The sequence below is a fragment of the Streptomyces yongxingensis genome, assembly GCF_055597465.1.
Window position 1 is genome coordinate 2,389,472 of record NZ_CM145717.1, and the last position, 25,141, is coordinate 2,414,612.

Genomic DNA, 25,141 nt, shown 5'->3' on the forward strand with positions numbered 1-25,141 from the left:
ACGCGCACACGGACGACGCGTCCGGCCAAGGGACCCACCACGCGTACACCAGGGAGGCCGCCCCATGACGCGTTTCGCAAGCCCCGGCTCCGAGGGCTCGGTCGTCACCTACCAGCCGCGCTATGACCACTGGATCGGCGGGGAGTACGTATCCCCGGCCCAGGGCCGCTACTTCGAGAACCCCACCCCCGTCAACGGGCAGCCCTTCACCGAGATCGCCCGGGGCACCGCCGAGGACGTCGAGCGGGCCCTGGACGCCGCCCACGCGGCCGCCCCCGCCTGGGGCCGTACGGCACCCGCCGAGCGCGCCTCGGTGCTGCTGAAGATCGCCGATCGGATGGAGCAGAACCTGGAGGCCCTCGCGGTCGCCGAGAGCTGGGAGAACGGCAAGCCGGTACGGGAGACACTGGCCGCCGACATCCCGCTCGCCATCGACCACTTCCGCTACTTCGCGGGAGCCATCCGGGCCCAGGAGGGCAGCCTCTCCGAGATCGACCACGACACGGTCGCGTACCACTTCCATGAGCCGCTGGGCGTGGTCGCCCAGATCATCCCGTGGAACTTCCCCATCCTGATGGCCACCTGGAAGCTGGCCCCGGCGCTGGCCGCGGGCAACGCGGTGGTGCTGAAGCCGGCCGAGCAGACGCCCGCCTCGGTCCACGTCTGGATGAACCTGGTGGCCGATCTGCTGCCACCGGGTGTGGTCAACATCGTCAACGGCTTCGGCGTGGAGGCCGGGAAGCCGCTGGCGTCCAACTCCCGGGTGGCCAAGGTCGCCTTCACCGGGGAGACCACCACCGGCCGGCTGATCATGCAGTACGCGAGCGAGAACCTGATCCCGGTCACCCTGGAGCTCGGCGGCAAGAGCCCGAACATCTTCTTCGACGATGTCTCGGCCACCGACGACGACTTCATGGACAAGGCCCTGGAAGGGTTCACCATGTTCGCCCTCAACCAGGGCGAGGTGTGCACCTGTCCCTCGCGCGCCCTGGTCCAGGGCGGCCACTACCAGGCGTTCATGGACGCGGCCGTGGCCCGTACGGAGAAGATCACGCAGGGGCATCCGCTGGACACCGACACCATGATCGGCGCCCAGGCGTCCAACGACCAGCTCGAGAAGATCCTTTCGTACCTGGACATCGGCCGTCAGGAAGGCGCCCGCGTCCTGACCGGCGGCAGCCGTGCCGAGCTCGGCGGTGAGCTGGAGGGCGGCTACTACGTCGAGCCCACGATCTTCGAGGGCGACAACCGCATGCGGGTCTTCCAGGAGGAGATCTTCGGGCCGGTGGTCGCGGTGACGCGGTTCGGCGACTTCGACGACGCGATCGGGATCGCCAACGACACCCTCTACGGGCTGGGCGCGGGGGTGTGGACCCGGGACGGCTCGACCGCGTACCGCGCCGGGCGCGCCATCCAGGCGGGCCGGGTGTGGACCAACTGCTACCACGCCTATCCGGCGCACGCCGCCTTCGGCGGCTACAAGCAGTCCGGGATCGGCCGCGAGACCCACAAGATGATGCTGGACCACTACCAGCAGACGAAGAACCTGCTGGTGTCGTACTCGCCGAAGAAGCTCGGCTTCTTCTGAGCACCGCAAAAGGGCGCCTGACCAGGGCGGATGCCCGTCAGGCGGCCGTGCGGAGGGCGCCCGGCTCCCCGGGGTCGGGCGCCCCAGCGCGCGCAGCGCGGAGCGGGCCGCGTTGTGGCGGGGGGTTCGCTGGGCCGGACCCCTGACCGCTCGGTGAGCATGACCAGCATGACGGAGAGGGATCGCCATGGACCGTATCGCGCTGACACCGGCCGCGGCCGAGCTGATCCGCAAGCTGCGGGCGGAGCACGGGCCGCTGATGTTCCACCAGTCGGGCGGCTGCTGTGACGGCAGCGCGCCGATGTGCTATCCGCTCGGCGAGTTCCGTACGGGTGGGTCGGATGTGCTGCTCGGGGAGCTGGAGGTGGACGGGGTCGAGGAGCCGGTGGGCTTCTGGATGTCGGCCTCGCAGTTCGAGCTGTGGGCCCATACGCATCTCACGGTGGACGTGGTGCCGGGCCGTGGCAGCGGCTTCTCCCTGGAGGCGCCGGAGGGTGTGCGTTTCCTGATCCGCTCACGGCTGCTGGACGACACGGCGAGCTGAGCGCGGCGAACTCAGCGCGCCGCGCCGCCCGCCGCCGCGCCGCCGGATGGGCACGAGGGGGGCGAACACCACCTTCTCGCGCCCTCGGCGTGAGTACCGCGTTGCCGTGCCTCAGCTCGCGTCGGCCAGCGCCAGAGTGTGCAGCCGCTCCGGCGGGCCCGGCCGTGCGTAGTACCAGCCCTGGGCGGTGTCACAGCCCAGCCCCCGCAGATGCTCGGCCTGTACGGCCGTCTCCACGCCCTCGACCGTCACCGCGAGGTCCAGCGTGTGGGCGAGCGAGACGATTCCCTCGACGATCTTGACGTCGACCGGATCGGCCGGGGCCCGCTGCATGCCCCGGGTGAAGGAACGGTCCAGCTTGAGCTGCGAGACCGGGAGCCGGCGCAGATACGAGAGGTTGGAGTAGCCGGTGCCGAAGTCGTCCAGGGCGATGTCGACGCCGAGGTCGGCGAGTTGCCGCAGCGGCCGCAGGGCGGTCTCGTCGGCGCCGATGAGGTCGTTCTCGGTGACCTCCAGGCACAGCGCGCTCGGGCACAGCCCGGCGTTCTCCAGGACCGCCACCGTGTCGGATACCAGCGTGGGATGGCTCAGCTGGCACGGCGAGAGATTGACGTTGACGCGCAGCGACTCGCCGTCCTCGGCGGCGTCGCGCCACTCGCGCGCCTGCCGGGCCGCCTGCTCCAGCACCCAGCGGCCGAGCGGGACGATCAGCCCGGTGTCCTCGGCGAGCGGGATGAACTGGTCGGGGCCGAGCACTCCGTGCAGCGGGTGCAGCCAGCGTACGAGCGCCTCGGCGCCGCGCACGGTACCGTCGGTGAGCCGTACCAGCGGCTGGTACTCGATGAAGAACTCGCCCTTCTCCAGGGCCGAGGGCAGACCGTTGGTGAGGCTGTGACGGGCGATCACCCGGGCGTTGGAGTCGGCGTCGGCGATCTCAAAGCGATTGCCGCCCGCGGCCTTGGCCCGGTACATGGTGATGTCGGCGCTGCGCAGCACCTCCGCCCGGCCGATCTCCCCGGCCCGGCCGTCGACCACGCCGATGCTGGCCCGTACCCGCAGCTCACGGCCCTCGATCCGGACGGGTTCGGCGAGCGCGGCGAGCATCCGGCGGGCCAGCCCGGCGCCGTCGGCCTGCGCCGCCGGGCCGGTGACCAGGGCGAGGAACTCGTCGCCGCCGACCCGGGCGAGCAGCTCGGCGGGAGCCTTCACACAGCGCTGGAGGCGTTCGGCGACGGCCTTGAGCATCCGGTCGCCGACGGCGTGCCCGAGGCTGTCGTTGACGGCCTTGAAGCCGTCCAGGTCCAGGTAGCACACGCCGAACCGCTCGGCGTCGGCGTCGGCGGCCAGCACCTGGTCCAGTCGTTCCAGGAACAGGGTGCGGTTGGGCAGTCCGGTCAGCTCGTCGTGGGTGGCCTCGTAGCGCAGCCGCTCCCGGAGCAGCCGGTGCTCGGTGATGTCCTCGGCGAGGGCGAGCTGGTACTGCGGGGCGCCGCTGGAGTCGCGCAGCAGGGTGACCGTCAGATTGGTCCACAGCTCGCTGCCGTCGTCCCGGTAGTGCGGCTTCTCGATGCGGAAGTGGTCGCGCTCCCCGTTGACCAGCTCGCGGTAGAGCTCGTGGGCGCCGGGGACGTCGTCGGGGTGGACGAACTCGGTGACGTTGCGGCCGGGGCGGAAGAAGTCCATCCCGCCGAACATCCGGGCCATGGCGTCGTTGACGACGAGCACCTCGCCGTCGAGCCCGGCGATGCCCACGCCGATGACCGCGCCCTCGAAGACGGCCTGGAACTTGGCCTCGCTCGCGTGCAGCGCCTTCTCGGCCTCGGTCCGGGCGGCCATCGCGGCTCGCGAGATGGCCTCCTGCTCATCGCGCTCGCGCTCGCGCAGCTCGCGGACGAATCCGGCGGCGAGGGCGTGCTGGAGCCGCACACAGCGGGCGCGCGCCTCCTCGTCGGCCAGGGGCTCGTGCTCGTGGGAAGGCTCGACGGACGGGCCTGGGAACGATTCACCGGACGCCCCGGGGAACGGTTCACCCAGCGGCTGGGAGACGGGCACGGCGGGCGACGAGCAGGACACCAGATGCGCGTCGATGACGCCCAGGATGGCGGGCAGCGCGTCGGGCTCGGTGCACTGGGCGTCCACCAGCGCGGCCCCGACCTCGTACGCGGCCTCGGTGTCGAAGGGGGAGGAGCGCAGCGCGGCGCTCAACCGGTGGGCCAGCGGCAGCAGATAGCCCTCGAACTCATCGGGGGTCATCGTGGTGGCGGCCAGCGGGTGGACGGCCCGGCACCAGATGCCCGCGAATCGCCTCAGCGGATCGCTCTCCCTGGGGGCGGGGTGTCCGGCGGCGTCCCCGGCGCCGCGGTCACATCTCGGCCCGCCCGATTCGGAAGTCATATCGTGCGCTCCCCGGGGCAGCCGCCATGGGCTGTGTCCCTGTAGCCCGCCGCGTCCTCGCCTGCGGCGTCGATGCCCTCCGGCCGCCAGTCCACGTCCTGCACTTCCTTCGCCCTCTTCCGGCTTCCGGGGCCGCCCTCGGGTCGTCCGCGTCCTCGGGGAAGTGGAGCACGACGAAGAGCGGCACGGCAACCCGCTGCTGAGGCGAGATTACTGATCAACCGTTCGATGAGGAAAGGAAAAACGGAAAACTTCAATCCGGATCTGATCATGGAGGCGGGCGCCGCCGGGAGCTGTCGAGCACCTGTCAGAGGCATCTGCCAGCGACTCGATCCCCGCGCTGACCTCGGCCCTCCAGTGGGCGGGCCTTTGAAAGCGCCTCGGCGAAACCCCCTTCAGGAGACCCCTTCTGGCGGTGCGCCAACCCTCGTTCGTGAACAGTCGAATGAGGAAATCCATCACGTCCGCCGCGCCGCGGACCACACCGGGGTCTCCACGGCCGAGGCAGGGGCACTCCCGGCCCGTACGCCCGCCCCTCCACCCCCGCGGACCGAAATCCGTGCGGCCTTTTCGTCCTCATGCGGTGAATTGCCGCGAATAGGGGTACTCGTGGTGAGGGATCGCCATGAGGAGGCACGACGACGCACGGGACACAGAGGAACGCACGGAGTGACCGCATGGCCGCGGGGCGCCGCCGGGCACCCGTGACCGACGCGACGGCACCACACCACGAGGCGGGATGGGCAATGAGCGAGAAGAACAAGAGTGTGGCGCGCACCCTGCTCGACCAGCAGGGCACGACCTTCGCCGCCGAGGCCGGGATCAAGCTCCGCAACTCCCCCGGCCCCCTCTACCAGCTGCTGGTGCTCGCGCATCTGCTGTCCGCGCGGATCAGTTCCGACATCGCCGTCGCCGCCGCGCGTGCCCTCTTCGACGCCGGGATGCGCGACCCGCGGCGGATGGCGGAGGCCACCTGGCAGCAGCGGGTCGACGCGCTGGGCGAGGGCGGCTACCGGCGTTACGACGAGCGGACCTCCAGCCAGCTGGGCGAGGCGGCCGAGCTGGTGAACCGGGAGTACGGGGGCGATCTGCGGCGGATGCGCGAGGCCGGGGACGTGAAGAAGCTGCTCCAGGGCATCAAGGGCATCGGGCCGGCCGGGGTCAACATCTTCCTGCGCGAGGTGCAGGGCGTCTGGCCCGAGTTCGCCCCGTACTTCGACAGCAAGGCGCTGGACGGCGCCGAGCGGGTCGGGCTGCCGAAGAGCGCACGGGCGCTGGAGGGGCTGGTGGCCGAGAAGGACCTTCCCCGGTTGGCCGCCGCCCTGGTCCGGGTCGCGCTCCACGCGGACGCCGCGCGCGAGGTGCGCGCGGCCGCGTGACCGCGGTCAGGTGAGGCGGCGCAACGCGGTCAGGTGAGGAACTGCGAGCACTGGTAGGGGCCGTACGTCCGCTCGCCGTCGTCCAGGGAGACCCGGACGTCGTCCGGCCGGACGGCCTCGTCCCGGCGCAGGAAGGACTGGGCGCGCGCGAGGGTGCACACGAGCTGGCCGTTGGGCAGCCGGTCGCTCGGGCTGTCGAAGGAGGCGCCGGGCGAGTGCAGGGTGATCCGGTGGCCCGTGCCGGTGGTCCAGTACGACCTGAGCCGGACGAGGTTGACGAGCCCGCGCTCCGCGACCCAGGCCGGCGTGTCCGACAGCAGCTTGAGGGCACCGACGGGTTCCTCGATGGAGGTGTCGGGGCGGGTGACGCCCTGGAGCGCGGAGCCGCGGACGTAGTAGATCCGCAGATCCTTGGTGAGCCCCTTCGCGGGCTCGCCGCCGTCCACCACCCCGGTGGGCCGCACTCCGCAGCCGGCCGCCGCCAGGGCGAGGAGCACGGCCACCGCCACCGTACGCGGGCGGTTCGTCCCACCCCTCATCGCGCCCCTCCGTCCGCCACCGCTTCCCGTGCGCCGGAGTCCTGCCCGGTGCGTTGCCGCGGATGGCGGGGCAGCCTCAGGGTGAACACGGCGCCGCCGCCCTCCTCGGCGGGCCGGTTGGCCGCCTCGACCGTGCCGCCGTGCAGCCGTGCGTTCTCCAGCGCGATGGCGGTGCCGAGGCCGCTGCCCTCCGAGCGGGTCCGGGCGCTGTCCGCCTTGTAGAAGCGGTCGAAGACCTGGGCGAGGGCGTCGGGCGGGAGTCCCGGCCCGCGGTCGGTGACCTCCACCGTCACCCGGTCCGCGTCGGCGGACAGCGTCACCGTCACCGGCCGCTCACCGTGGTGGAGCGCGTTGCCCACGAGGTTGGCCACGGCCACGTCCACCCGCCGCCGGTCCACCACCGCCCGTATCCCCTCCGGGAGCCGCGCCGCCACCTGGCCGGTCCAGCCGCGCAGCTCCAGCGTGCCGTGGATGATCCGCGCGAGATCGGTCTCCGCCGCGTCGAGCCGGGCCGCGCCCGAGTCGAAGCGGGACATCTCCATCAGGTCCTCCACCAGCCGGGCCAGCCGCGCGGTCTCGTCGCTGACGGTACGGGCGGCGCGGGCGGTGTCCGAGGGCAGCTGCGCCGCGTCCTCGTCCAGCACGGTCGTCACCATCGTCATGGCGGTCAGCGGGGTGCGCAGCTCGTGCGAGACATCGGCGACGAACCGCCGTGCCCTGGCCTCCTGGTCGCGCAGGTCGGTCACCGAACGCTGGAGCGCGTCGGCCGTGGTGTTGAAGTCCGCGGCGAGCCGCGCGAGTTCATCACGGCCCCTGACCTCCACCCGTGAGTCGAGGTCGCCCTCGGCCAGCCGCCGGGTGGCGCGTCCCAGCTCGCGCACCGGCCGCAGCACGGTCCCGGCGGCGAGCAGGGCGAGCACCGCGGCGAGACCGAGCACCGGGAGCAGTCCGCCGCGCACCGCGTCCAACAGGGCGGCGGTGTGCTCCTCCTCCGCCCGCAGGGAGGTGACGGCGAACACCTCGAGCCCGGAGGCCCGGCCGCCCTCGTACGAGACGGGGGTGCCGACCACCAGATACGGCCGGCCCCGGTACTCCACGCGCTGGAAGCGGGTGCGGCCCGAGGAGCGGACCGAGGCGCGTAGTTCGGGGGTGATCCGGGTGCGGTCGGCAAGCCCGTCGGAGGACGCGGTGAGGTCCTGGTAGCGGGTGACGACGAGCGGGGCGCCGGAGAGCCCGGAGGAGACCGAGTCGGCCAGCGCGGTCAGCGTGCGCATGTCGGGGGGCATGTCGAAGTCGGGGGCGACGCTGTCGACGCGCGCGCGGAGGTCGGCCTGGAAGGCGTCCTGGGTGCGCTGGAGCACGGCGCTGCGGGATTCCCGGTAGGCGAGCGCGGTGGCGGTGACGGTGCTGATCAGCGCGACGAGGACGAAGGCGATGACCAGCCGGGTACGCAACCCGCCCAGACGCGGCCGGAAGCGTTTCATATCGGACCGAACCGATAGCCGAAGCCGCGCACGGTCTGGATGTAGCGGGGCCGGGCGGGCACCTCCTCGATCTTCGCGCGCAGCCGTCCGACCGCGGCGTCGACCAGGCGCGAATCCCCGAGGAAGGAGTGGTCCCACACCGAGGCGAGCAGTTGCTCCCGGCTGAAGACCCGGCCCGGCGAGGCGGACAGCTCCAGTAGCAGCCGCAGTTCGGTGGGGGGCAGCGGGATGGGGGTGCCGTCGCGGCTGACGGTGAGCCCCGCCCGGTCGATGACCAGCCCGGCGTAGACCTCGCCGGGCCGCCGGGGCACGGGGTCGGCGCGCCGCAGTGCCGCCTTGATCCGCGCCTCCAGGACGGGTGCGGTGACCGGTTTGACCACATAGTCATCGGCTCCGGCCTCCAGGCCGCCGACGATGTCCGGATCGTCGCCGCGCGCGGTCAGCATGATCACGGGCAGGGTGGAGCGGGCCCGGATCCGGCGGCACACCTCGAAGCCGTCCATGCCGGGCAGCATCAGGTCGAGCACCGCGAGTTCGACGGCCGTCTCGGCGGGGGCGTCGAGCAGGGCGAGGGCCTCCTCGCCGGTGGCGGCGACCGACACCTGATAGCCGTGGCGGCGCAGCACGAGCTCCATTCCATCGCGTACGGAGGCGTCGTCCTCGATGAGCAGTACATGCGGCATGCGGTCGATTATGACCCATGAAATCGCCGAAACCCGCTGGTCAGGCCGATGATTCAAAGGCAGACGGGCTTTGTTACACATCCATCATGTGGTCATGGACGGACCATCATGTGATCGCCGAAAAGTGGTCGCCATGACACGGCACACCACTTCCCGCGCCGCCGTCCGGCGCACGCTGGCCGCCCTCGCCGCACTGCCCGTCCTGGCCCTCGCGGTGGGCTGCGGCGGTGACGACTCCTCGACCCGGGTGGAGGGGGTTGCCTCCGCCCCGGGCGAGAACACCGGGGGCTCCGGGGGCTCCGGGGGCTCGGGCGGCGGCTCCTCGAAGGACACCGGCGGCGGTTCCGGCAAGGGCAAGAGCGCCTTCTACGACGCGCAGCTCGACTATGTGCGCTGTATGCGCACCAAGGGCGGGGCCAAGGACTTCCCCGACCCCAAGCTCAGCGGCTATCTCGACTGGGACAAGATCAACGAGTTGGACGACCCCAGCGGCACGGGCGAGGTGACGAAGGGCGGCAAGGACGGAGCCTGCGCCGATGAGCTGCGGAAGGCGATGACGCTCGAGCCCGAGCGGGACGCCCAGAAGGACTACGAGTCGATGCTCGCGCACGCCACGTGCATGCGGGACCACGGCGTCTCGGAATTCCAGAACCCCACCATGTCCGCGGGCAACGCGGTGCCCGGCGGTGAGCCGGACCCGACGAACCCCCGGATCGACCCCGACTCCTCGGTGTACAAGCAGGCCCGCAAGGCGTGCGAGGGCAAGCTGCTCGACGGTCTGGACGGTATGCAGTGAGGCGCGGTACCGCGTGGATCGCGGGTGGCGCGCTGGCCGCCGCCGCGACCGGGGCCGGGGCGGCGACCCTGGTCCTGGGCGGCGGGGACGGGGCGGACGCCTCGTCCCGGGACGGTGACCGGCCGCCCGCCACGGCCAAGGTCGTCCGCACCGATCTGGTCCAGAGCAAGACCGTCGACGGACAGCTCGACTACGCCCAGCGGCGCACGGTGGCCTCCGCCGTCGACGGCACCGTGACCGTGGCGGCCGACGCGGGCCGCACGGTCACCCAGGGGCAGGCGCTGTACGAACTGAACGACAAGCCCGTCACCCTGCTGTACGGGCAGATCCCGATGTTCCGCGCCATGAAGCCCGGGGACCGCGGCTCCGATGTCCTCCAACTGGAGCGGAATCTGCGCGACTTGGGGTTCGGGGCCGGGCTGTACATCGATCCGCGCTACGACGCGGCCACCAAGGCGGCGGTCAAGAGCTGGCAGAAGTCGCTCAACCGCACCCCCACCGGCACGGTGGGCAAGGGGGACGTGGTCTTCCAGCCCGACCGGGTGAAGGTCGTCTCGGCGGACGCCGCGGCCGCGGACCAGGTGGGCCCGGACACCACGGTGCTCACCGTCGCCTCCACCCAGCCGGTGGTCCGGGCCCGGCTCGATCAGCAGGACGTGTCGCTCACCGCCAAGGGCACCACGGTGAAAGTGACGCTGCCCAGCGGCCGGACTGTACGGGGCGAGGTGTCGGGCACCGTCCGCCCCGAATCCTCCGATGACGACCCGTCGGCCGCGGCGCGGGACGGCATCACCGTGGAGGTGACCCTGGACGGCGGCCGTTCCGCCGCATCCGGCGAGGACGCCAAGGCGACGGTGAACGTGTCGTTCGTCAGCGAGAGCCGCCGGAACGTGCTGGCCGTCCCGGTCGAGGCGGTGGTGGCGCTGCGCGGTGAGCACGGCGGCTACGGCCTGGAGCTGGTGCGGGGCGACACCACCCGGATGGTGCGGGTGGAGACCGGGATGACGACCGACGGGCGAATCGAGGTCAGCGGGGCCGGGCTGCGCGAGGGCATGACGGTGGGAGTGGCCGAGCAGTGATCGCCACCGCACCACCGCCCCGCCCGGCGGCCGTGATCGAGCTGGTGGGGGCCACCAAGACCTATCCGGGTGAGGTCCATGCCCTGCGCGGAGTGGATCTGACCGTGGTCTCCGGTGAACTCCTGGCGATCGTCGGCCCGTCCGGCTCCGGGAAGTCGACCATGCTGAACATCATCGGCACCCTGGACCGCCCCACCACGGGCACGGTCCGGGTGGCCGGCCACGATGTGAACACGCTCTCCGACGCCCAGCTGTCCGCCCTCCGCGCCCGCCACATCGGCTTCGTCTTCCAGCACTTCCACCTCTCCCCCGGCCGGGACGCGGTGGAGAACGTGGCGGACGGGCTGCTGTACGCGGGGGTGGGCGCGCGCGAGCGCAGGGCGCGGGCCCGTACGGCGCTGGAGCGGGTGCGCCTCGGCCACCGGCTGGACCACCGGCCGCATGAGCTGTCCGGCGGGGAGAAGCAGCGCGTGGCCATCGCGCGGGCGCTGGTCGGCGAGCCCGAACTGCTGCTCGCGGACGAGCCGACCGGCGCGCTGGACTCGGCGTCGGGCGAGGTGGTGATGGAGCTGCTGCGGGAGCTGAACGCGGCGGGCACCACGGTCTGTGTCATCACCCATGACCACGAGATCGCGGACGCGCTGCCACGGCGGGTCCGCTTCCGCGACGGCGAGGTCGTCGCCGACTCCCGTACGGACGGCTCCCGTACGGACGGCTCCCGTACGAACGGCTCCCTGATGAACGGCTCCGCCACGCCCGACGCCGACTCGAACGAGGTGAGGTCATGACCGGCCGGAAGACCGCGGCGGGGACGTCCCGGGGCGGCCGTGGCCTGAAGCCCTCCAGGCCGGCCGCCGGTGACATCCTCCGCGTGGGCGCCGTCGGGCTGCGGGCGCGCCGGACCCGGGTGGTGCTGTCCGCCCTCGGTATCGCGATCGGCATCGCCACGATGGTGGCGGTGGTGGGGCTCTCCACCTCCAGCCGGGCCGATCTGATGGCCCGGCTGGATCGGCTGGGCACCAATCTGCTCACCGCCGAGGCCGGGGAGGACGCGACGGGTAAGGACATCGTCCTGCCCAAGAAGGCCGTCGCGATGGTCGAACGCATCGGCCCGGTGCGGCACGCAACGGCCACCGGCGAGGTGGACACCCGGATCCGGCGCAGCGATGTGGTGCCGGAGGAGCGGACGGCCGGGGTCACCACCCAGGCCGCCCGGCCCGATCTGCTGGAGACGCTCGGCGCCGAGGTGGACCGGGGCGTCTGGCTCAACCCCGCCAATGAGCGGCTGCCGGTGACCGTGCTGGGGTCGATCGCCGCGAAGCGGCTGGGGGTCACCGAGCCCGGTGAGAAGATCATGGTCAATGACCGCTATGTGGTGGTCGTGGGCATTCTCCGGCCGGTCGAGCTGGTGCCCACCCTGGACCGGGTGGCGATGGTCGGATTCCCGGCCGCCGAGCGGTACTTCGGCTTCAACGGCCACCCGACCACGATCTTCGAGCGCTCCACGGACGCGTCGGTGGAGGACGTGGCGGCGGTGCTGGCCCGCAGCGTCAACCCCGGCCAGGAGGGCACCGTCAAGATCTCACGGCCGTCGGACGCCTTGGCGGCGAAGGCGACCACCGACGAGGGGCTGACGGCGCTGATGCTCGGGCTCGGGGCCGTGGCGCTCCTGGTGGGCGGGGTCGGCGTGGCCAACACCATGGTGATCTCGGTGCTCGAGCGCCGCCAGGAGATCGGTCTGCGACGGGCGATCGGCGCCACCCGCAACGCCATCCGGCTGCAGTTCCTCACCGAATCCCTGCTGTTGTCCGCCCTCGGCGGGCTGGCCGGGGTGGCGCTGGGCTCGGTGGCCACCTGGGCGTTCGCCCTGGCCCAGGGCTGGACGACGGTCATCCCGCCCTGGGCACTGGCCGGCGGCTTCGGCGCCACGCTGGGGATCGGCATGCTCGCGGGGCTCTACCCGGCCATCCGCGCCTCTCGCCTCCATCCCACCGTGGCGCTGGGCGCCACCTGAACCCCGTCAGCGGATGCCCAGTGCTTTCAGCACCCGCCGCTGGGCGGCGGTGGGCTCGGCCGGGAAGTAGAGGTAGCAGACGCCGCCGGTGCCCGAGACCACCTTGCCGTCGGCGTTGTACCGCTTCGTCCGCAGCCAGATGTTCTCCCACTGCCGCCGCTTGTAGCGCTCGCCAGTTCCTTTGTCGTCTCGGGGCGGCCTACGCGGGCACTACCTGCTGAGACGTCTTGAGATGAGTGGAGACAGTTAGAGATGAGTGGCGACGCATTTGCCTCCCCCAGGGCTCCCCTGCGCCATGATTCTCCCCACAGGCTCCCCAGAATTCGAGCCCCCGCCGGAGCGTCTACCGCCCAATCCGGCGCCCTAGGGCTGTTGACGGGCAGGCACGTCCAGGCGTCTACGGATCGCGACGCCCCAGCCGACCGGGCTTGTATTCGCGCCCGGTCCGTTCGGCGTAGCGGCGTCTCTCGTCCTCGAGTTCGAGGACGCACCGCTCGCAGACGCGGACTTCGTAGCGGTCGCCGGCGGGTGGGGTGATCTCGGCGAGCAGGGTGGTGGGGGTGTCGATCTTGGCGCACCGGAAGCAGTTTGCGGTGGCCCATGCGTAGTGACCGAGGATCTCTCCCCTGTCCATGGTTGTCTCCTGGAGGCGTAGCTGCATAACGGTTTTCCCCCTGCCCGGCAGTGCTGTCGCCACCCGGCTTTTCACTCGACCGTGTGAACGTGTGTGTGATTTTAAGGGTGCAGAACCCTTCCCTGCGGCGACGCCGCCGGAGGTGACGCAGGGTTTCAGTCGTCGATCACTCGACGCTATCTTCCGGCCGGAAGATTTTCGACCCCTCTCTAGCGTGACGTCTTCAAGATCGTCCGCTGTTGGGGGCCTGCTAAATGGCTGGTGCGCCGTATCAGCGGCTCGCCGCCCACCTCCGGATCCTCATCCAGAACGGCGACTGGCCGCCCGGCTACCGCATCCCCTCGCACGCCCAGCTCCAGCAGCAGCATGACGTCGGCCGCGGAGTCGTTGAGCACGCCATCGCCCAGCTCCGCCGCGAAGGACTCCTCGAAGGGGTCCGGCGAGCGCGACCCACCGTGGCCTACCCTCCGGCTGTGCGCACCCTCGTCTCTGCGGACGTCGACTGGCCGGTGCACCGGGACGCGAAGCGGGCCGAGAGCCGGCCGCTGGCGGACGTCGACCTGGCCGTCCGTCTCGGCGTTCCACCAGGAACCCGCCTGTCGCGCCTGTCGGTCGAGATGGTCGACAGCAGCGGCGTCACCGTGGGCCTGTGTACGACGTGGCGGCGCGGCCGGCGCAGAGAGCACGCCTCGTATCGGTGCGAGATCGTGCCGCATCAGATCACCGCCGCAGAGGCCGAGTTGACCGGGCTGGCCGCTGGCGCTGCGGCGTTTTCGCTTCAGCGGGTGCGGTATGCGGCGGATGGCCGCCCCGTGGAGGCATGCGACCTGGTCCTTCCTGCGGATCGGTGGCGGCTGGGGTGTGGTGGGCGCAGGACTGAGCGACAGGAGTGTTGACCTGTTTCGCCCCTGCGTGTGGCGGCCAGTCAACCCCGCGCGGCGCGTCCACGGAAGGTCTCGCGCACAGATAAATGCATCCCCCACGAACCCGTCACGGGTTGTTTAACCCCTGGCCAGAGGTGCGGTCGGACAGAGGGGGCTGCAGGCGTACAACTGGTGGCCGCCGACCGTGCCGAGGTAGCGGCACGTGTAGAGCCTGGCGCCGCACAGGGCACAGTTGTCGCCGGTCCGCTGTTCAGGGCTGAGCCGGGCGACGTCGGGGAGGGTGGTGTATTCGGCCCATGCGTAACCGTCTGGGTCGATGCCGCAGTGGTCGGTGTCGGCGAGGGCGTGGTACAGCATGCGGCATTCGGCGTTGGTGAGCTGAGCTGGCAGGTCGACCTCGACGCGGGTGCGGCAGCCGTCGACGCTGACTCGCGGCGTAGCCCCGGTGAGTGCGGCCAGTCGGGCGGCGAGGGATTCAGCCTTGGGGCTGCTGTTGTGGCGTGGTCCGGTCGTAGGCTCCGTCATGTCTGCCTGCTCTCTCCAGGTGGGCCATGCCCCCGGGCCGGTCGCACGGTCGCGGGGGTCCATAACTACCGGAGCAGTATGGTGCAGTAGGCCGCTCTCCATACGTCTGTGCAGCTCAGGGGCGTTCTACGTTGCTGGCATGGACGAGTCGCCTATCGACCCCACGGCGCCTGTGTATGTGTATGTGCAGGTGGCTGATCGCATCGCGGCGCAGATCGAGTCTGGTCGGCTGCGGCCGGGTGCGCGGCTGGCTGGTGAGCGGGATCTGGCCGAGGAGTATGGGGTGGCGGTCGGCACGGTGCGACGCGCGGTGCAGGAGCTGCGGGAGCGAGGGCTGGTGCTGACGCTGCCCGCGAAGGGCACCTTCATCGCGGAGCCCGAGCCGGACGCCTGAATACGGGGTCCGTTGTCACAGGCGGCCCGTAGTCTTGTTCGCATGCCCGAGACCCCTGCTCCCCTGCCTCCCGCACCTGCTGCTGCGGCGAATGAGGCGATCCGGGCGTTCATGGCGGAGCGGGCAGGGCGGCCACTGTTCGAGGCCGAACGGGCGGAGTACGCACGGCTGGTGGTGGCGTGGGCTGCGGCTCAGCGCCGGGATGTCACTGCGGCGGCTTAAGATCCGGCCGTGAGTGATATCGACAGATTGATCGAGTTGCAGCGGGCCTCCGACGCCGAGCACGCGAAGCTCCAGGGCCTGGACGGTGAGGAGCATCGCGAGCAGTGGGAGCGGTGGCGGGCGGCGGCCGAGACGGTTCAGGCGGCGATCACCGACGCGGCCGAGGGACAGAACCGGTACGAGCTGGAGTCGAAGGTGAAGCGCCTCGCCCGACATTCGGAGCTTGAGGGCTGACATGCCTCCGCCCCGCCGGTTCGACGGGGCGGTCGCATCCGAGTAGCCGCGCAGCCCACGCAGTAGATCGGATAGATGCTTCCAGGGTACGTGGGGGCGCCGACAACGCTCGGGACGCGAAGTGGCCCCCGCCGACGGGGGATGCGGCGGGGGCCAGAACCAGTGTGGCACGGACCGGCGACCACAGGGTGCGGTATGTCCCGGATGGTCGCACCCTGGACGCATGGCCGGGGTGCCGCGCGTCGTCGTCCAGCCGCCCTCCCCCACCGGCGGCCGGCGAGTACGAGTCGACGGGGTCATCCTCGGAGTGGCCTACGGCGAGACCGACCTCCGCGAGTTCCTCCGGCGCGCCGGCCTGGAAGACGTCGACGACATGGACCTCGAAGCGTCGCCGCTGATCGAGTGGCGCGGCGGCGGGCCCAACGTGTGGTGACAGCGGAGGGCCCAAGGGACCCGGGGCAATGCCCGCACGAATCCGTGCTCTCCTGGCCTCATGAACAGACCGAAGAAGCGATACCACCTCTCTCAAGCGCGTCGCCTCGGCAACCGCCCCTGCCCCCACTGCGGGCAGCTCGGCCAGATCAGGTACGAGAAGCCGACAGGACTCGATGACGAGTTCAACCCGGAGATCCCTGTTGGCTGGGACTGCAACAACATCCGTTGCTCGGGACCCGGCTACTTCTGGATCGAGAACGAGTAGGCGCCGACAGCACGACGCCCCCTGCCGGAGCAGGGGGCGAAGGCGAGCATCTCCGGGGCCGCTGCCCGGTCGGTGAGCGCAGCCACCCTGATTGGGGCTGCACCTTCCGGGAGGTCCTGGCAGCAGGACCGGCCTTGTCCGACAGATGAAGGCCCGCCCGGCTTGAGCCGGTGTGCATCCGTCCCTGACGGAGAGAGCCGGGTGACACGGTTTCCCGTGACAGACGGGCGGGTTGATCGCAGACCTACACCGGGCAAGGGGCCCGGTTCAGCCCGCACAACCAGTGTCGCACGAGGGGCCGACGGGCGGGCAGCAGAGCGCCCCGTCCTGTCCGCAGCTCAGGACGGGGCGGGGCAGTGGCGGGGAGGACCGCGGTCAGTGTGCGCCCGGGGTGGGGCGACGGGCAAGCGTCGGACGCCAGCCCTCCGGCAGGAGGTAGCGCATAACGTTCCCTTATGCGCTGACCAGATGGCTGCCCGAGATGTCCACGATCAGCCCGAGGAACATCAGCCGGAACACGGCCACGGTCACGCCGACCTTGAACTCCGCTGCAACACGACTGGCCATGTCGCCCGCCGTGGCGAGCCCGCCCTGCTTCACCATCCGGCGGACCGTAGTCTCCGGGATGAGCAGCTCGGCAGCGAAGCGGTTGGCCTCCGCCTCCTCCCGATCCGTGGCCAGGCTCGGAGCGTCCTTCATCGTGACCCGCTCGTCCGTGCACAGAATCAGCGGGCGGCCACGGTGCACCTGCAAGTGCCCTAGCTCGTGTGCCACCGTGAACCGCTGCCGCTCTTGCGGATGAGCGCCATTCACGCCGATCACCAGCCGGCCGTCCTGGCGCAGCAACATTCCGGACAGGCCCTCCGGCCCCTCATGCGGCACGATCAGCACCCCCAGCTTGGCGGCCAGCGCGGTGAGATCGACGGGGGCGGAACCGTCGCCCATCTCGTCAAGCAGCTTGATGGCAGCGACCTCGGCGCGACTCACAGCCCGATGTCCTCCGAGGCGGCATCGGTCCATTTGTCAGCCTCGCGGATGTATCCCCAGAAGGCGGGGCTGTTTTCGGCGTGCCCGGACTGGGCGCGGATCTTCTCTTCGCGCTTCCCTGCCCGCCGGCTGGTGGTGATGAACCCGGCCCGCATCGAGTGGCCGGTCAACCGGACGGAGAGGCCAGCGCGTTCGGCGTTGCGGGCGATGACCTCGCGGACGGCTTCTGGGGAGAGGGCGCGGTCGCCGAGGCGGCCGTGGACGGTGATGGGCAGGAAGGCGGGGCCGGATGTGATGCCTGCGGCGGCGCGCCAGGTGAGCCAGGCGCGGACGGGGCAGGTGTCGGGGTTGCGGCCGTAGCCGACGACGACGTCCCGGGGCGGCCGTCCCTTCACTGCTGGGACGTGGACTTCGAGTCCTTGGCTGACGTGGGTGATGCTGTCTGCGCGGAGGGCGGCGACTTCGGCGGAGCGACCGGCGATGGCGAAGGCCATGAGCCAGAGGGCGCGGTCGCGGAGTCCGGTGAGTCCGTCGGCGACGGCGGCGTTCATCTGTCGGAGCTGCTCGGGGGTGACGGCGGCGGCCTTACCCCGCCCGCGCGCCTGCCGTTCGGGGTCGTTCTTCAGCGGCTTGAGGGCCTGCCGCGCGGCGACGGTGGCGGCCTTCGGCACCTCGACGCCGTGTTCGTTGCGGGCGGTGACGGTAACTCCGGTGATCCGTCGGTCGATCGAGTTGGGGGCGGCGAGCTTGATGGTGTCGAGCCAGACGACGAATCCGACGAGCGTGCCCTTGGTGACTGCGGTGGACGGCAGCCGCTTGCCGGTCCGCTCCCCCAGCCAGCGGTGGAACTCTTCCCAGAGTGCCCAGTCGTTGGCGTAGCTGCGCTTCGTGTTGTGGGGGCGGATGGCGTCGAGGTGCTTCTCGGCTGCCTTCTCCATGGCTGCCAGGACGGCGAGCGTCGCAGCGTCGTAGGCGGCGGGGGTGGCGTCCGAATGGCGCGGGATGAGGGCGGTCACGCGTCGTCCCTCGTGTGGCAAATGCAGTGACAGAGGTCGGGATAGATCACATCCCCGTCGTCTGTTGTCTCCTGGTTGAAGTACGCGCAGCACTCCGGTTCGTTGTCGATCATGCGTTCCTCGTTCTCGGGGTCATAGACACGTGTTCGTCCGGCTGGGCCGTCCATGCAGATGCCGCAGACGGGCAGCCATTCGCGTTGGCCTCGGAACAGGCGCCAGCCGATGGACGGCCGGTCGCAGTGTCCGGCGTCGCAGGAGCGGCCAGCGGCCGGTTCGTCGGGCGGGGGTGTTCCGGTGAGCCCGAACGGCCTGCGGCTGGATACGGGTGGCGTGCCGTTGCCGGACGGTCGGCACCCTGCGCCGGGGCAGGTGATCTGGCCCCGGCGGTGGCGGCGAAATACGCCAGCGATGGTGACCTGCCGAGGCTGGCCGCAGCCGGGGCAGGTCGCACGGACGAGGTCGGTCACGGGTCTCCAATCGGGTACGGTACGGGCGATGCCCCGCCTGCTTTCCTCAGGCGGGGCATCGCCACTTCGAGGGCCATCAGTTGAAGTCTGCGGCGCGGGACTGACGCACGTCCTTGATGGCCTCGCGCAGGCTGCGGATCTTGTCCTGCATGCCGTTGATGGCTCGCTTCTTCGCGGCCGACAGGGTGTGCTCGGCGTACTCGTAGTCGTCGTCGCCGGGTTCGACGGGCAGGATCAGTGGTACGGAGCCGTGGTCGAAGTCGACGTAGTAGCGGCGCTTGCTGGTCACGGGCGCTCCTTGAGGGTGTCACGGATGCGGGAGAGAGTGAGCTCGGTCCGCGCCTCGAACTGGCCCTGACGGTCCTTGAGGATCCAGTACGAGGGGCGGGAGGCGCTGCCGCCGAGGTGGGTGGGCGAGTATGCGGGCGTGATCTCGTAGCGGCCGTCGCTGGTGACGTAGCCGTATCCGAGGTTGTCCCGGCGCAGAGTGCGCGGCTTGGGCTCCTTGGCGGCAAGGGCGGCCCGCCCGGCGTCGTTGATTTTCGCGTCGGTGATGACCTGCTTCGTCACCCAGTGGCCGTTACCCCGGTGGTAGGACTCCGTGCCGATCGCGACGTCGACCAGACCGCGCTGCATGAGACCTCGCAGAGTCCGCCCGTCCACGTCCATCAGGGATCGGTCCCACCGGGCGGCAGCATCGGCCAGGGCCTTGCGCATCGCGGGAGTCAGCGGCTTCACGTTGGTGACGAGCGATGCTTTGTCCATCGGATACTCCCTGTTGCGACCGAGTTTCTGTATTAACAGAATGCGCCCACCGCTCCCCCTTGTCAACCCAGACGGGCAGATGGATGCTAGTTTCTGTATGAACACCAAGGAGGTGAGGCCGTGGCCCGGCCCGCAACCGGCCAGACGCCCATCCGGGGCATCCGCGTCCCTGAAGACCTATGGGCGGCAGCCAAGGAAGAGGCGCGTTTGGAAGGCCGCAGCCTCACCGACGTCATCCTCGGGGAGCTGCACCGCTACGTGACCCGGCGGCGCCGCGAACGAGGGGCCGCCGAAGGGGTGTCGACGGGCAGTCCAACCACCCCGCGAGAGTCGGACAATCACCCCAAATGATGCCCGCGATATGGCATGTTATCGAGAGCGCATGACGCCAACGGCGGCTGCTCTGGGGGGGCAACCATGCCTCGCCGGCGCCTACTCATCCACGGCTGGATGGGTAGCCGGAGCTCGCCGGGGCCCGCTCGTCGCTATCGTTCCGCCGCATGAAGATTCCGTGGTCCGAGATAGCCAGTCTCTCCGCCGCTGCCCTAAGTGCCATTGCTGCGGTAGGCGCCTGGATGGCGGCTCGGCGCTCCAACACCACCGCCGAGGCCGTCGCCCGCATCGAGCGGGACCGGTGGCATGCCGACCTCACACCACAGTTCAGCATCACCATTGAGCGGGCTGAGGGTGACCGGGCCACGCTCGACGTTCAGCTGGTTGGCCCACTCCCCCTCCACCACCTCGACCGCGTCAGCATCGCGATCGTCAGCAGTGACGACGCTGACCGCACCCCCCGGCTTGCGGGGTCGCGGACACAGGAAGAGATCGACGCGCAGGTGTGGGGGCCGTACCGGTTCACCCATGGGGCGGACGGCGCAGACGTCAACGGCCACACCGTCCGCCCGGTCCGCCTACAGGTCGGCCGCGGTCGATCGTTCAGTATCGAGCGGACCCGCCCGCCGCACTGGCAGGAGGGCGAGGACGTGAACGCGCGGTGGCGAGATCGGTGGCTTGGGAAGCCGCTTCGTCTAGTGATCGCGTGTACGCAGGAAGGTTTCGAGCCGTGGGTCGTGCCCTGCGACGTCGAGGTACCCGAGTCTCCCCGAATGCGGTGGCTGACGAACTGACCGCCGAACCCTCTCCCGACACCACGCATCTCATCACAAGTCGGCCACCAAATGTGCACGCCCCCTTCACCCGGAGCCTGGTACGGCTACGGTCATCCCTCACGCACCACGCAAGGGGGGCATCATGCGCACACACCACATTGCGGCCGTCGTCCTGGCCGCCACACTGCCGCTCACCGCATGCAGCGGAAACGACGGCGACAGCAGCAAAGACGAGAAGCCGAAAGCCGCAGGGAGCAGCTTCGACTGCACCAGCCAGGACACGACCCAGGCCGAATGGATGAAGCACTGCGCCGACAAGGCCACCGCGCCGGCCGAGCAGCCCAGCACCGGTCTCGCCTTCGGGAAGTCCTACCGCTGGCCCGACGGGCTCGAGGTGTCCGTCACCTCCGCCAAGACCGTCACCGAGTTCGGGGAGTACGACTCCAAGCCGGACCCGGGCGAGACCGGGTTCCGGGTCACCCTCAAGCTCACCAACAAGGGCAAGACCGCGGTGAAACTGGACGGCCTGTCCCTCATCACCGAGGGCGCCACCAACGGCGGCGAGGCAGCCTCCACCACCTACGACGTGGGCTCGGAGCCGTTGGAGGGGCGTCTCGCACCGGGGCTGACGGTCACGAAGAACGACGACGAGGTGCTCGGCACCAAGTACGGCCGCAAGATCGTAGTCACTGTGCAGCGGGCCAGCGAAAGCTTCGATCTCGAGTTTCCTGAGTTCACCGGGACCATCCAGTAGCAGCAGACGACGCAGCGCCCCGCCCTTTTCGGAGGGCGGGGCGCTGCGGAGCGAGACCTACTCGTCCTCTCCCAAAGAGGCCAGCGCCGCCCGGTGCATCTCGTCCTCCTGCTCGCTGGGGAGGTGGACCGTGACCGGCGCTTCGGCGATCGCGACAGGGTCAGGAGCACCACCCGTCTCCCGCATGACGGCCTTCTTCAAGCCGGACCGTGCAAGGTTCATGAGGTGCGACCGCACGAGCTCGTCGGCTTCATCCCAACCGATGCGCGGCACCTCTTGGACCGCTGCGATCTCACGCTCCCGGAGCGTGACACAGCAGCGCAGCACGACCGGTGCGCGCACAGTGCCGGAACTCGTCTTGGTCATGCTGTGCCCTCTCGCCTGGAATAACTCCAGTCTGACACTCCGCGCAACGAAGCGCCCCGCCCTCCCAGAGGAGAGCGGGGCGTTCTCACGGCGTCTCGGCGGCCATGCTGTCGTAGTTGGGTGGCGGTGGCGGCTCCGGGCTTGGTGTCGGCTGCGGGTCCACCACGCCCATGCCCACCAGTGTGCCCATGTCCGCGGCGGTTGTGTCCGGGATCGGAACGGCCGGCTGCGGTGCGGGCTGCTCGTCCGGTGTCGGCATCGTTGCTCCTACGGGTATTGGCGGCGTTGTGGGTCGAGGCCCAGGTTCAGTGGGCCGGAGGACGGATCGGATGGCTCGGGTGCCGGTTGGTCCGGGCGGCACGTGTAGTGGGTTGAGCCGTCACCGTCCGGGGTGCATTCGTGGGTGACGCCCTGCGAATCGGTGAACGTCCAGCCGGACGGTGGCGGGCCCTGCTCGCCACGGGGACCGGTGTCGCCCGGTGTCCCCTTCTCGCCCTGAGGGCCTTGCGGTCCAGCCGGCCCGGGTTCGCCCTGTGGTCCCGCTGCCCCGGGCTGGCCTTCGCTGCCAGCGACGCCGGGAGCGCCGGAGGGGCCGGCGGGCCCGGGTTTGCCGGTGGCGTTGGCTCCGTTCTTGCCGTCGCTGCCCGGAGGTCCGGTAGGCCCTGGCGAGCCCGGCTCGCCCTGTTCTCCTTTGGGTCCGCGGGGGCCGACGACGGACCGGCCCGGCTCGCCACGGGATCCGGGCGGGCCTGCGACGGGCTTTTCTCCGAGCTGCTCTATCTGGCGTGCGAGGGCGTCGCGGGCGGCGTTGGCCGTGTGCAGTTCCGAATTGAGTTGCTGCACCGTGAGCACGATCCATGCCAACACCACACCCAACAGCAGGGCTCCGGCCACCGCGAGGGCGTCCCCGCGGCGCCACCGCCGCTCTTCTGCCCGAAGCTTCGAGCGCGTCATGACCCGGCTCCCTGCGTCAGCATGATGACGATGGGCAGCAGCACGCCGATGAGGGGGACCACCACCGCGCCGATCAGCCAGCGTCGGGTGGCGACGATGCGTTCGGCGTCCTTTTCGCGCAGGGTCTCCAGTGTGGTGACCCGTGACGCCAGGGCCTCGTGCCGCAGGTCGTACACCTCTTGGGAGACCTTGGTATCGATGCGGTCGCCGAGCTGTTTGATGTCGTCGCGGACGTCCATGAACCGGTCCTCAAACCGCCTGACGACCTCACCGAGGGTCGGCTCGTCGGACATGAAGGCTCCGGTCAGGTCACACGCTCGTCGGCCCGGTGCGGCGGGCTGCCGGGGCCGGGAGTGGCGGGACCGGTGCAGTGACGGTCTGCCGGACGGCGAACTGGGCTGCGGCTGTGACGAAGATGAGGACGGCTGCCTGCCGTTCGGCGGACCAGTCGAGGCCGAGGCCGACCGCCAGCGTGATGGTGGCCTGCGCGAAACCGGCGATGGCGGCTATCACGCCGTCACCGACCATGACGGCCACCACCAGGCCGAGCGCGGCGACCACGACGGCGTTGACCCACGCCTGGGTATCGGCGTCGAAGTCGGCGACGAACGCACCGATGACCTGGAGCAGGATGGAGGCGAGTGCGGCCCACGTGGCGGGCTCACGGCCGAGGATCTTCATGAGGGTTCCGTTCGTTGTGGCACCACTTCCTGGCGCCGAGAAATGTGCAGGTCGAGGCGTCTTCGTGGCGCCGAGAAGATGGGTCAGGCGACGACGTTGAAGCCGTGCCGCTTGCCGAGGCGCTCCAGGCTGGAGCGGCCGGGGATGCCGTCGGCGGCCTTGCCGGTGTAGCCGCACTTCCTCTGCCAGGCGGCGTAGGCGGCGATGGTTGTGGTGCCGTAGCTGCCGTCTCCGGCGTAGGTCTTGCCCAGCAAGCCTTCCTTGACGAGGGCGTTCTCGACGAGGTTCACGCCCGCCATGTAGGTCTGATGGCCCTGTCGGGCGGGCGGGTCGACCTTGGCTGCCTGGATGAGCCGCGAGAGATCGACGCGGGGCGTGGAGGGCGTGGGCTTGGGAGTCGGCGTGCCACCAGGCTTGGCGGCGAGCTGCTTCTTCACGTCGGCACGAAAGACGTCCATGTCGAAGCTGGGGTCGATCTTCCCGGGCTGGACTTCCTTGTGCCCGGCCACGGACTTCTCCGACCAGCCGTGCGCACGGCAGAGAGCTGCGGCCCACAGGACGGCCTGCCGGTACTGGGTGGCAGGGTAGGGGTCCTTGCCGTTGCCGAGGTTTTCGATCTCGAGGCCGTACAGGCAGTCGTTGCCGTCGGCGTTGGCTTGGTCGTCCCGCGGGAGTGGGGACTTCTCGGCGATGAGTGCCTGGATGACGTCCATGTCGACGAGGCCGGCGTGGTTGGCGCGCCCGTGGCCGATCATCCAGAGTCCGGCGGTCTTGCCGAGCCAGGAGTGGCAGAGCGGGCCGGGCAGGTCGGAGCGGCCCTTGTAGCAGATTTCGCGGTCGTCGTGCCCAGCGGTGTGGTGGATGAGGACACCGTGGACCGGGCCGAACGCCTTGCCGGTGGCGCTGTCGCGGTTGTGAGTCTTCCATCCGGAGTGCTCGTGAACGGTGAGGCCCTCGGCTTTGAAGACTGTGAGGATCGCGGTGGCGGTGAGTGGTGTGGCCATGTGGTGCCCTCCTGAGGGCATGAAAAAAGCGCCCTCGGGGCGCTGTGCCGGTGGTACGCGACCGCTGCTAGGCGATCTCGTAGGTGAAGGAGATGCGGAGCTGGTAGCCGACCGCCCAGTTGAACGGGGTGTCGTTCTTCGCGAAGAACAGTTGGCTGTCGCCTGCCGAATCGGGAAAAAACGGCGAGGTCGTGGTGGCCCCCGGCGACACGATGTTCTGTCCGGCATACCGACCATTGCTGCCGGTGCCCAGAGCGTGCGCGTTCCCCACTCGGGAGCCCTTCCCGGACACGGCCGTGAACGGCAGAGCGAACTGCCAGTTCCCGCTGCCGTAATTGGTGGACGAGCCCATGGTGAGGTCCATGTGCACGTCGCACGTCTTGCCGAACAGAGAGTAGGCGCCGATCAGGGTGCCGTTGCCGACACTCGGGTTGAGCGTGGTGGCCGTCCACGTCGGGGTGAACGTGGTCCACGCCCCCGGCACGGTGACCAGCGCAACCCACTGAGTGCCGTCATACACCGTGTAGGTCTTCTCGGTGGACAGGTAGGCGGTCATGCCGGCGACCGGGGACGTCAAGGTGGCGTTCCGGGCGGTCGCCGAGGTGAAGCGCATCACCGAACGCTGCGCGATCGCGTCCGCAATGTTGAATGCGAGAGTGGACGCGTTCGGGGCATCGGTGAGCGCCGCGATACTGACGCCCTGCCCGTAGGAGTCGGTCGTCGGCATCCGCGCCTCCTACAGTGCTTCCTGGGCGATGCTGTACCTGGTCGCCCCGCTCGTCACCACGCCAGGTAGGCCCTCCAGATATGTGCGGATCAGGGCAACGAGCTCGCCTTCGTCGACGTCCACGCCATTCGGGGTGATCTGAAGTGAGATGGCCGCCGAGCTCTCGCCGTCACTGGTGCGGCAGCCGACGGCGACGTAGGGGTAGTCCACTGAGCCTC

General features: G+C 70.3%; 34 protein-coding genes and 1 pseudogene. 15 read left to right on the forward strand and 20 right to left on the reverse strand.

The window, feature by feature from the left end; all coding sequences use genetic code 11:
* Positions 1-64 precede the first annotated feature (64 nt).
* Both adh and ACZ6TD_RS09550 read left to right on the forward strand, forming a co-directional pair.
* Positions 65-1,588 (forward strand): aldehyde dehydrogenase, encoded by a 1,524-nt coding sequence (gene adh, locus ACZ6TD_RS09545; RefSeq protein ID WP_471352539.1) that lies wholly within the window; start codon positions 65-67, stop codon positions 1,586-1,588.
* A 187-nt stretch (positions 1,589-1,775) separates the two neighbouring features.
* Positions 1,776-2,132, forward strand: a complete 357-nt coding sequence (locus ACZ6TD_RS09550; protein WP_137980395.1) for a DUF779 domain-containing protein — start codon at positions 1,776-1,778, stop codon at positions 2,130-2,132.
* A gap of 111 nt (positions 2,133-2,243) precedes the next feature.
* Here ACZ6TD_RS09550 and ACZ6TD_RS09555 read toward each other — a convergent pair whose 3' ends face one another.
* Positions 2,244-4,526, reverse strand: a complete 2,283-nt coding sequence (locus ACZ6TD_RS09555) for a putative bifunctional diguanylate cyclase/phosphodiesterase (RefSeq protein WP_471352542.1) — start codon at positions 4,524-4,526, stop codon at positions 2,244-2,246.
* A 746-nt stretch (positions 4,527-5,272) separates the two neighbouring features.
* On the opposite strand from ACZ6TD_RS09555, the gene ACZ6TD_RS09560 reads away from it, so the two are divergent.
* Positions 5,273-5,905, forward strand: coding sequence for an HhH-GDP family DNA glycosylase (locus ACZ6TD_RS09560; RefSeq protein WP_471352544.1), 633 nt, complete (start codon positions 5,273-5,275; stop codon positions 5,903-5,905).
* Positions 5,906-5,934: 29 nt separating this feature from the next.
* Here ACZ6TD_RS09560 and ACZ6TD_RS09565 read toward each other — a convergent pair whose 3' ends face one another.
* Genes ACZ6TD_RS09565 through ACZ6TD_RS09575 form a run of 3 tightly spaced genes read right to left on the reverse strand, consistent with a single transcriptional unit; the run spans position 5,935 to position 8,611 of the window.
* Positions 5,935-6,444: a GerMN domain-containing protein gene (locus ACZ6TD_RS09565; protein ID WP_471352546.1), complete on the reverse strand. Its 510-nt coding sequence runs from the start codon at positions 6,442-6,444 to the stop codon at positions 5,935-5,937.
* On the reverse strand, positions 6,441-7,928 hold the full coding sequence (locus ACZ6TD_RS09570; protein WP_471352548.1) for an ATP-binding protein: 1,488 nt from the start codon (positions 7,926-7,928) through the stop codon (positions 6,441-6,443). Before ACZ6TD_RS09570 ends, ACZ6TD_RS09565 begins: the two co-directional genes overlap by 4 nt.
* On the reverse strand, positions 7,925-8,611 hold the full coding sequence (locus tag ACZ6TD_RS09575) for a response regulator (RefSeq protein WP_471352549.1): 687 nt from the start codon (positions 8,609-8,611) through the stop codon (positions 7,925-7,927). The genes ACZ6TD_RS09570 and ACZ6TD_RS09575 overlap by 4 nt, the downstream gene beginning before the upstream one ends.
* 133 nt (positions 8,612-8,744) lie before the next feature.
* Between ACZ6TD_RS09575 and ACZ6TD_RS09580 the strand changes: the two genes are divergently transcribed.
* Genes ACZ6TD_RS09580 through ACZ6TD_RS09595 form a run of 4 tightly spaced genes read left to right on the forward strand, consistent with a single transcriptional unit; the run spans position 8,745 to position 12,500 of the window.
* The gene (locus tag ACZ6TD_RS09580) at positions 8,745-9,407 is read left to right on the forward strand and encodes a hypothetical protein (protein ID WP_471352551.1); all 663 of its coding nucleotides are present in this window, start codon (positions 8,745-8,747) and stop codon (positions 9,405-9,407) included.
* Positions 9,404-10,486, forward strand: a complete 1,083-nt coding sequence (locus ACZ6TD_RS09585; RefSeq protein ID WP_471352553.1) for an efflux RND transporter periplasmic adaptor subunit — start codon at positions 9,404-9,406, stop codon at positions 10,484-10,486. Before ACZ6TD_RS09580 ends, ACZ6TD_RS09585 begins: the two co-directional genes overlap by 4 nt.
* The gene (locus ACZ6TD_RS09590) at positions 10,486-11,274 is read left to right on the forward strand and encodes an ABC transporter ATP-binding protein (protein ID WP_471357598.1); all 789 of its coding nucleotides are present in this window, start codon (positions 10,486-10,488) and stop codon (positions 11,272-11,274) included. The genes ACZ6TD_RS09585 and ACZ6TD_RS09590 overlap by 1 nt, the downstream gene beginning before the upstream one ends.
* Positions 11,271-12,500, forward strand: a complete 1,230-nt coding sequence (locus ACZ6TD_RS09595) for an ABC transporter permease (protein ID WP_471352555.1) — start codon at positions 11,271-11,273, stop codon at positions 12,498-12,500. The genes ACZ6TD_RS09590 and ACZ6TD_RS09595 overlap by 4 nt, the downstream gene beginning before the upstream one ends.
* Positions 12,501-12,506: 6 nt before the next feature.
* Here the strand turns inward: ACZ6TD_RS09595 and ACZ6TD_RS09600 are convergent.
* Positions 12,507-12,665 (reverse strand): annotated as a pseudogene (locus ACZ6TD_RS09600) (peptidase C39 family protein); the annotation flags it as partial.
* 232 nt (positions 12,666-12,897) lie between these two features.
* Positions 12,898-13,134 (reverse strand): hypothetical protein, encoded by a 237-nt coding sequence (locus ACZ6TD_RS09605; RefSeq protein WP_471352556.1) that lies wholly within the window; start codon positions 13,132-13,134, stop codon positions 12,898-12,900.
* Between the two features lie 254 nt (positions 13,135-13,388).
* On the opposite strand from ACZ6TD_RS09605, the gene ACZ6TD_RS09610 reads away from it, so the two are divergent.
* Positions 13,389-14,030, forward strand: a complete 642-nt coding sequence (locus ACZ6TD_RS09610) for a GntR family transcriptional regulator (RefSeq protein ID WP_471352558.1) — start codon at positions 13,389-13,391, stop codon at positions 14,028-14,030.
* 105 nt (positions 14,031-14,135) lie between these two features.
* On the opposite strand, the gene ACZ6TD_RS09615 is transcribed toward ACZ6TD_RS09610, so the two are convergent.
* Positions 14,136-14,543, reverse strand: a complete 408-nt coding sequence (locus tag ACZ6TD_RS09615) for a hypothetical protein (RefSeq protein ID WP_471352560.1) — start codon at positions 14,541-14,543, stop codon at positions 14,136-14,138.
* 139 nt (positions 14,544-14,682) lie between these two features.
* Between ACZ6TD_RS09615 and ACZ6TD_RS09620 the strand changes: the two genes are divergently transcribed.
* From ACZ6TD_RS09620 to ACZ6TD_RS09635, 4 genes are all read left to right on the forward strand, one after another.
* On the forward strand, positions 14,683-14,937 hold the full coding sequence (locus ACZ6TD_RS09620) for a GntR family transcriptional regulator (protein ID WP_445520397.1): 255 nt from the start codon (positions 14,683-14,685) through the stop codon (positions 14,935-14,937).
* A 231-nt stretch (positions 14,938-15,168) separates the two neighbouring features.
* Positions 15,169-15,393: a hypothetical protein gene (locus ACZ6TD_RS09625; protein WP_471352562.1), complete on the forward strand. Its 225-nt coding sequence runs from the start codon at positions 15,169-15,171 to the stop codon at positions 15,391-15,393.
* Between the two features lie 223 nt (positions 15,394-15,616).
* Positions 15,617-15,826, forward strand: a complete 210-nt coding sequence (locus tag ACZ6TD_RS09630; protein WP_471352564.1) for a hypothetical protein — start codon at positions 15,617-15,619, stop codon at positions 15,824-15,826.
* Between the two features lie 60 nt (positions 15,827-15,886).
* On the forward strand, positions 15,887-16,093 hold the full coding sequence (locus ACZ6TD_RS09635) for a hypothetical protein (RefSeq protein ID WP_471352566.1): 207 nt from the start codon (positions 15,887-15,889) through the stop codon (positions 16,091-16,093).
* A gap of 453 nt (positions 16,094-16,546) precedes the next feature.
* Here ACZ6TD_RS09635 and ACZ6TD_RS09640 read toward each other — a convergent pair whose 3' ends face one another.
* The 5 genes from ACZ6TD_RS09640 to ACZ6TD_RS09660 all read right to left on the reverse strand — a co-directional run bounded on the left by ACZ6TD_RS09640 (position 16,547) and on the right by ACZ6TD_RS09660 (position 19,328).
* On the reverse strand, positions 16,547-17,080 hold the full coding sequence (locus tag ACZ6TD_RS09640) for an ImmA/IrrE family metallo-endopeptidase (protein ID WP_471352568.1): 534 nt from the start codon (positions 17,078-17,080) through the stop codon (positions 16,547-16,549).
* On the reverse strand, positions 17,077-18,096 hold the full coding sequence (locus tag ACZ6TD_RS09645; RefSeq protein ID WP_471352570.1) for a tyrosine-type recombinase/integrase: 1,020 nt from the start codon (positions 18,094-18,096) through the stop codon (positions 17,077-17,079). Before ACZ6TD_RS09645 ends, ACZ6TD_RS09640 begins: the two co-directional genes overlap by 4 nt.
* A complete protein-coding gene (locus ACZ6TD_RS09650; RefSeq protein WP_471352572.1) occupies positions 18,093-18,563 on the reverse strand; it encodes a hypothetical protein in 471 nt (156 codons plus the stop codon). The genes ACZ6TD_RS09645 and ACZ6TD_RS09650 overlap by 4 nt, the downstream gene beginning before the upstream one ends.
* A 76-nt stretch (positions 18,564-18,639) precedes the next feature.
* Positions 18,640-18,852, reverse strand: a complete 213-nt coding sequence (locus ACZ6TD_RS09655) for a hypothetical protein (protein WP_471352574.1) — start codon at positions 18,850-18,852, stop codon at positions 18,640-18,642.
* Positions 18,849-19,328, reverse strand: coding sequence for a hypothetical protein (locus tag ACZ6TD_RS09660; protein ID WP_471352576.1), 480 nt, complete (start codon positions 19,326-19,328; stop codon positions 18,849-18,851). The genes ACZ6TD_RS09655 and ACZ6TD_RS09660 overlap by 4 nt, the downstream gene beginning before the upstream one ends.
* A gap of 120 nt (positions 19,329-19,448) precedes the next feature.
* Between ACZ6TD_RS09660 and ACZ6TD_RS09665 the strand changes: the two genes are divergently transcribed.
* The 3 genes from ACZ6TD_RS09665 to ACZ6TD_RS09675 all read left to right on the forward strand — a co-directional run bounded on the left by ACZ6TD_RS09665 (position 19,449) and on the right by ACZ6TD_RS09675 (position 21,191).
* Complete coding sequence (locus ACZ6TD_RS09665) at positions 19,449-19,679, forward strand: hypothetical protein (RefSeq protein ID WP_471352578.1); 231 nt, start codon at positions 19,449-19,451, stop codon at positions 19,677-19,679.
* 149 nt (positions 19,680-19,828) lie between these two features.
* On the forward strand, positions 19,829-20,455 hold the full coding sequence (locus ACZ6TD_RS09670) for a hypothetical protein (RefSeq protein WP_471352580.1): 627 nt from the start codon (positions 19,829-19,831) through the stop codon (positions 20,453-20,455).
* Positions 20,456-20,579: 124 nt separating this feature from the next.
* Complete coding sequence (locus ACZ6TD_RS09675; protein ID WP_471352582.1) at positions 20,580-21,191, forward strand: hypothetical protein; 612 nt, start codon at positions 20,580-20,582, stop codon at positions 21,189-21,191.
* Positions 21,192-21,248: 57 nt separating this feature from the next.
* Here ACZ6TD_RS09675 and ACZ6TD_RS09680 read toward each other — a convergent pair whose 3' ends face one another.
* The 8 genes from ACZ6TD_RS09680 to ACZ6TD_RS09715 all read right to left on the reverse strand — a co-directional run bounded on the left by ACZ6TD_RS09680 (position 21,249) and on the right by ACZ6TD_RS09715 (position 25,133).
* Positions 21,249-21,557, reverse strand: coding sequence for a hypothetical protein (locus tag ACZ6TD_RS09680; protein WP_471352584.1), 309 nt, complete (start codon positions 21,555-21,557; stop codon positions 21,249-21,251).
* An 85-nt stretch (positions 21,558-21,642) separates the two neighbouring features.
* Positions 21,643-21,816, reverse strand: coding sequence for a hypothetical protein (locus ACZ6TD_RS09685; protein WP_471352586.1), 174 nt, complete (start codon positions 21,814-21,816; stop codon positions 21,643-21,645).
* An 8-nt stretch (positions 21,817-21,824) separates the two neighbouring features.
* Positions 21,825-22,511, reverse strand: coding sequence for a collagen-like protein (locus ACZ6TD_RS09690; RefSeq protein ID WP_471352588.1), 687 nt, complete (start codon positions 22,509-22,511; stop codon positions 21,825-21,827).
* Positions 22,508-22,804 carry a hypothetical protein gene (locus ACZ6TD_RS09695; RefSeq protein ID WP_471352590.1) on the reverse strand — a complete coding sequence of 99 codons (297 nt, stop codon included), beginning with the start codon at positions 22,802-22,804 and terminating at the stop codon, positions 22,508-22,510. The genes ACZ6TD_RS09690 and ACZ6TD_RS09695 overlap by 4 nt, the downstream gene beginning before the upstream one ends.
* Positions 22,805-22,820: 16 nt before the next feature.
* Entirely contained in the window at positions 22,821-23,192 is a 372-nt protein-coding gene (locus tag ACZ6TD_RS09700; RefSeq protein ID WP_471352592.1) for a hypothetical protein, read from the reverse strand.
* A gap of 83 nt (positions 23,193-23,275) precedes the next feature.
* Entirely contained in the window at positions 23,276-24,196 is a 921-nt protein-coding gene (locus tag ACZ6TD_RS09705; RefSeq protein WP_471352594.1) for an N-acetylmuramoyl-L-alanine amidase, read from the reverse strand.
* 67 nt (positions 24,197-24,263) lie between these two features.
* On the reverse strand, positions 24,264-24,923 hold the full coding sequence (locus ACZ6TD_RS09710) for a hypothetical protein (RefSeq protein WP_471352596.1): 660 nt from the start codon (positions 24,921-24,923) through the stop codon (positions 24,264-24,266).
* Between the two features lie 9 nt (positions 24,924-24,932).
* Positions 24,933-25,133, reverse strand: coding sequence for a hypothetical protein (locus ACZ6TD_RS09715; protein WP_471352598.1), 201 nt, complete (start codon positions 25,131-25,133; stop codon positions 24,933-24,935).
* Between the last annotated feature and the right edge of the window lie 8 nt (positions 25,134-25,141).

What these genes read in the sequence shown, in the direction of transcription:
- ACZ6TD_RS09595 (WP_471352555.1), top strand. Translation starts at nt 11,271, where the DNA reads ATGACCGGCCGGAAGACCGCGGCGGGGACGTCCCGGGGCGGCCGTGGC.
- ACZ6TD_RS09660 (WP_471352576.1), bottom strand. Translation starts at nt 19,328, where the DNA reads ATGGACAAAGCATCGCTCGTCACCAACGTGAAGCCGCTGACTCCCGCG.
- ACZ6TD_RS09680 (WP_471352584.1), bottom strand. Translation starts at nt 21,557, where the DNA reads ATGACCAAGACGAGTTCCGGCACTGTGCGCGCACCGGTCGTGCTGCGC.
- ACZ6TD_RS09620 (WP_445520397.1), top strand. Translation starts at nt 14,683, where the DNA reads ATGGACGAGTCGCCTATCGACCCCACGGCGCCTGTGTATGTGTATGTG.
- ACZ6TD_RS09695 (WP_471352590.1), bottom strand. Translation starts at nt 22,804, where the DNA reads ATGTCCGACGAGCCGACCCTCGGTGAGGTCGTCAGGCGGTTTGAGGAC.
- ACZ6TD_RS09700 (WP_471352592.1), bottom strand. Translation starts at nt 23,192, where the DNA reads ATGAAGATCCTCGGCCGTGAGCCCGCCACGTGGGCCGCACTCGCCTCC.
- ACZ6TD_RS09705 (WP_471352594.1), bottom strand. Translation starts at nt 24,196, where the DNA reads ATGGCCACACCACTCACCGCCACCGCGATCCTCACAGTCTTCAAAGCC.
- ACZ6TD_RS09685 (WP_471352586.1), bottom strand. Translation starts at nt 21,816, where the DNA reads ATGCCGACACCGGACGAGCAGCCCGCACCGCAGCCGGCCGTTCCGATC.
- ACZ6TD_RS09560 (WP_471352544.1), top strand. Translation starts at nt 5,273, where the DNA reads ATGAGCGAGAAGAACAAGAGTGTGGCGCGCACCCTGCTCGACCAGCAG.
- ACZ6TD_RS09550 (WP_137980395.1), top strand. Translation starts at nt 1,776, where the DNA reads ATGGACCGTATCGCGCTGACACCGGCCGCGGCCGAGCTGATCCGCAAG.
- ACZ6TD_RS09565 (WP_471352546.1), bottom strand. Translation starts at nt 6,444, where the DNA reads ATGAGGGGTGGGACGAACCGCCCGCGTACGGTGGCGGTGGCCGTGCTC.
- ACZ6TD_RS09635 (WP_471352566.1), top strand. Translation starts at nt 15,887, where the DNA reads ATGAACAGACCGAAGAAGCGATACCACCTCTCTCAAGCGCGTCGCCTC.
- ACZ6TD_RS09570 (WP_471352548.1), bottom strand. Translation starts at nt 7,928, where the DNA reads ATGAAACGCTTCCGGCCGCGTCTGGGCGGGTTGCGTACCCGGCTGGTC.
- ACZ6TD_RS09580 (WP_471352551.1), top strand. Translation starts at nt 8,745, where the DNA reads ATGACACGGCACACCACTTCCCGCGCCGCCGTCCGGCGCACGCTGGCC.
- ACZ6TD_RS09605 (WP_471352556.1), bottom strand. Translation starts at nt 13,134, where the DNA reads ATGGACAGGGGAGAGATCCTCGGTCACTACGCATGGGCCACCGCAAAC.
- ACZ6TD_RS09710 (WP_471352596.1), bottom strand. Translation starts at nt 24,923, where the DNA reads ATGCCGACGACCGACTCCTACGGGCAGGGCGTCAGTATCGCGGCGCTC.
- ACZ6TD_RS09615 (WP_471352560.1), bottom strand. Translation starts at nt 14,543, where the DNA reads ATGACGGAGCCTACGACCGGACCACGCCACAACAGCAGCCCCAAGGCT.
- ACZ6TD_RS09690 (WP_471352588.1), bottom strand. Translation starts at nt 22,511, where the DNA reads ATGACGCGCTCGAAGCTTCGGGCAGAAGAGCGGCGGTGGCGCCGCGGG.
- adh (WP_471352539.1), top strand. Translation starts at nt 65, where the DNA reads ATGACGCGTTTCGCAAGCCCCGGCTCCGAGGGCTCGGTCGTCACCTAC.
- ACZ6TD_RS09670 (WP_471352580.1), top strand. Translation starts at nt 19,829, where the DNA reads ATGAAGATTCCGTGGTCCGAGATAGCCAGTCTCTCCGCCGCTGCCCTA.
- ACZ6TD_RS09675 (WP_471352582.1), top strand. Translation starts at nt 20,580, where the DNA reads ATGCGCACACACCACATTGCGGCCGTCGTCCTGGCCGCCACACTGCCG.
- ACZ6TD_RS09630 (WP_471352564.1), top strand. Translation starts at nt 15,617, where the DNA reads ATGGCCGGGGTGCCGCGCGTCGTCGTCCAGCCGCCCTCCCCCACCGGC.
- ACZ6TD_RS09555 (WP_471352542.1), bottom strand. Translation starts at nt 4,526, where the DNA reads ATGACTTCCGAATCGGGCGGGCCGAGATGTGACCGCGGCGCCGGGGAC.
- ACZ6TD_RS09575 (WP_471352549.1), bottom strand. Translation starts at nt 8,611, where the DNA reads ATGCCGCATGTACTGCTCATCGAGGACGACGCCTCCGTACGCGATGGA.
- ACZ6TD_RS09610 (WP_471352558.1), top strand. Translation starts at nt 13,389, where the DNA reads ATGGCTGGTGCGCCGTATCAGCGGCTCGCCGCCCACCTCCGGATCCTC.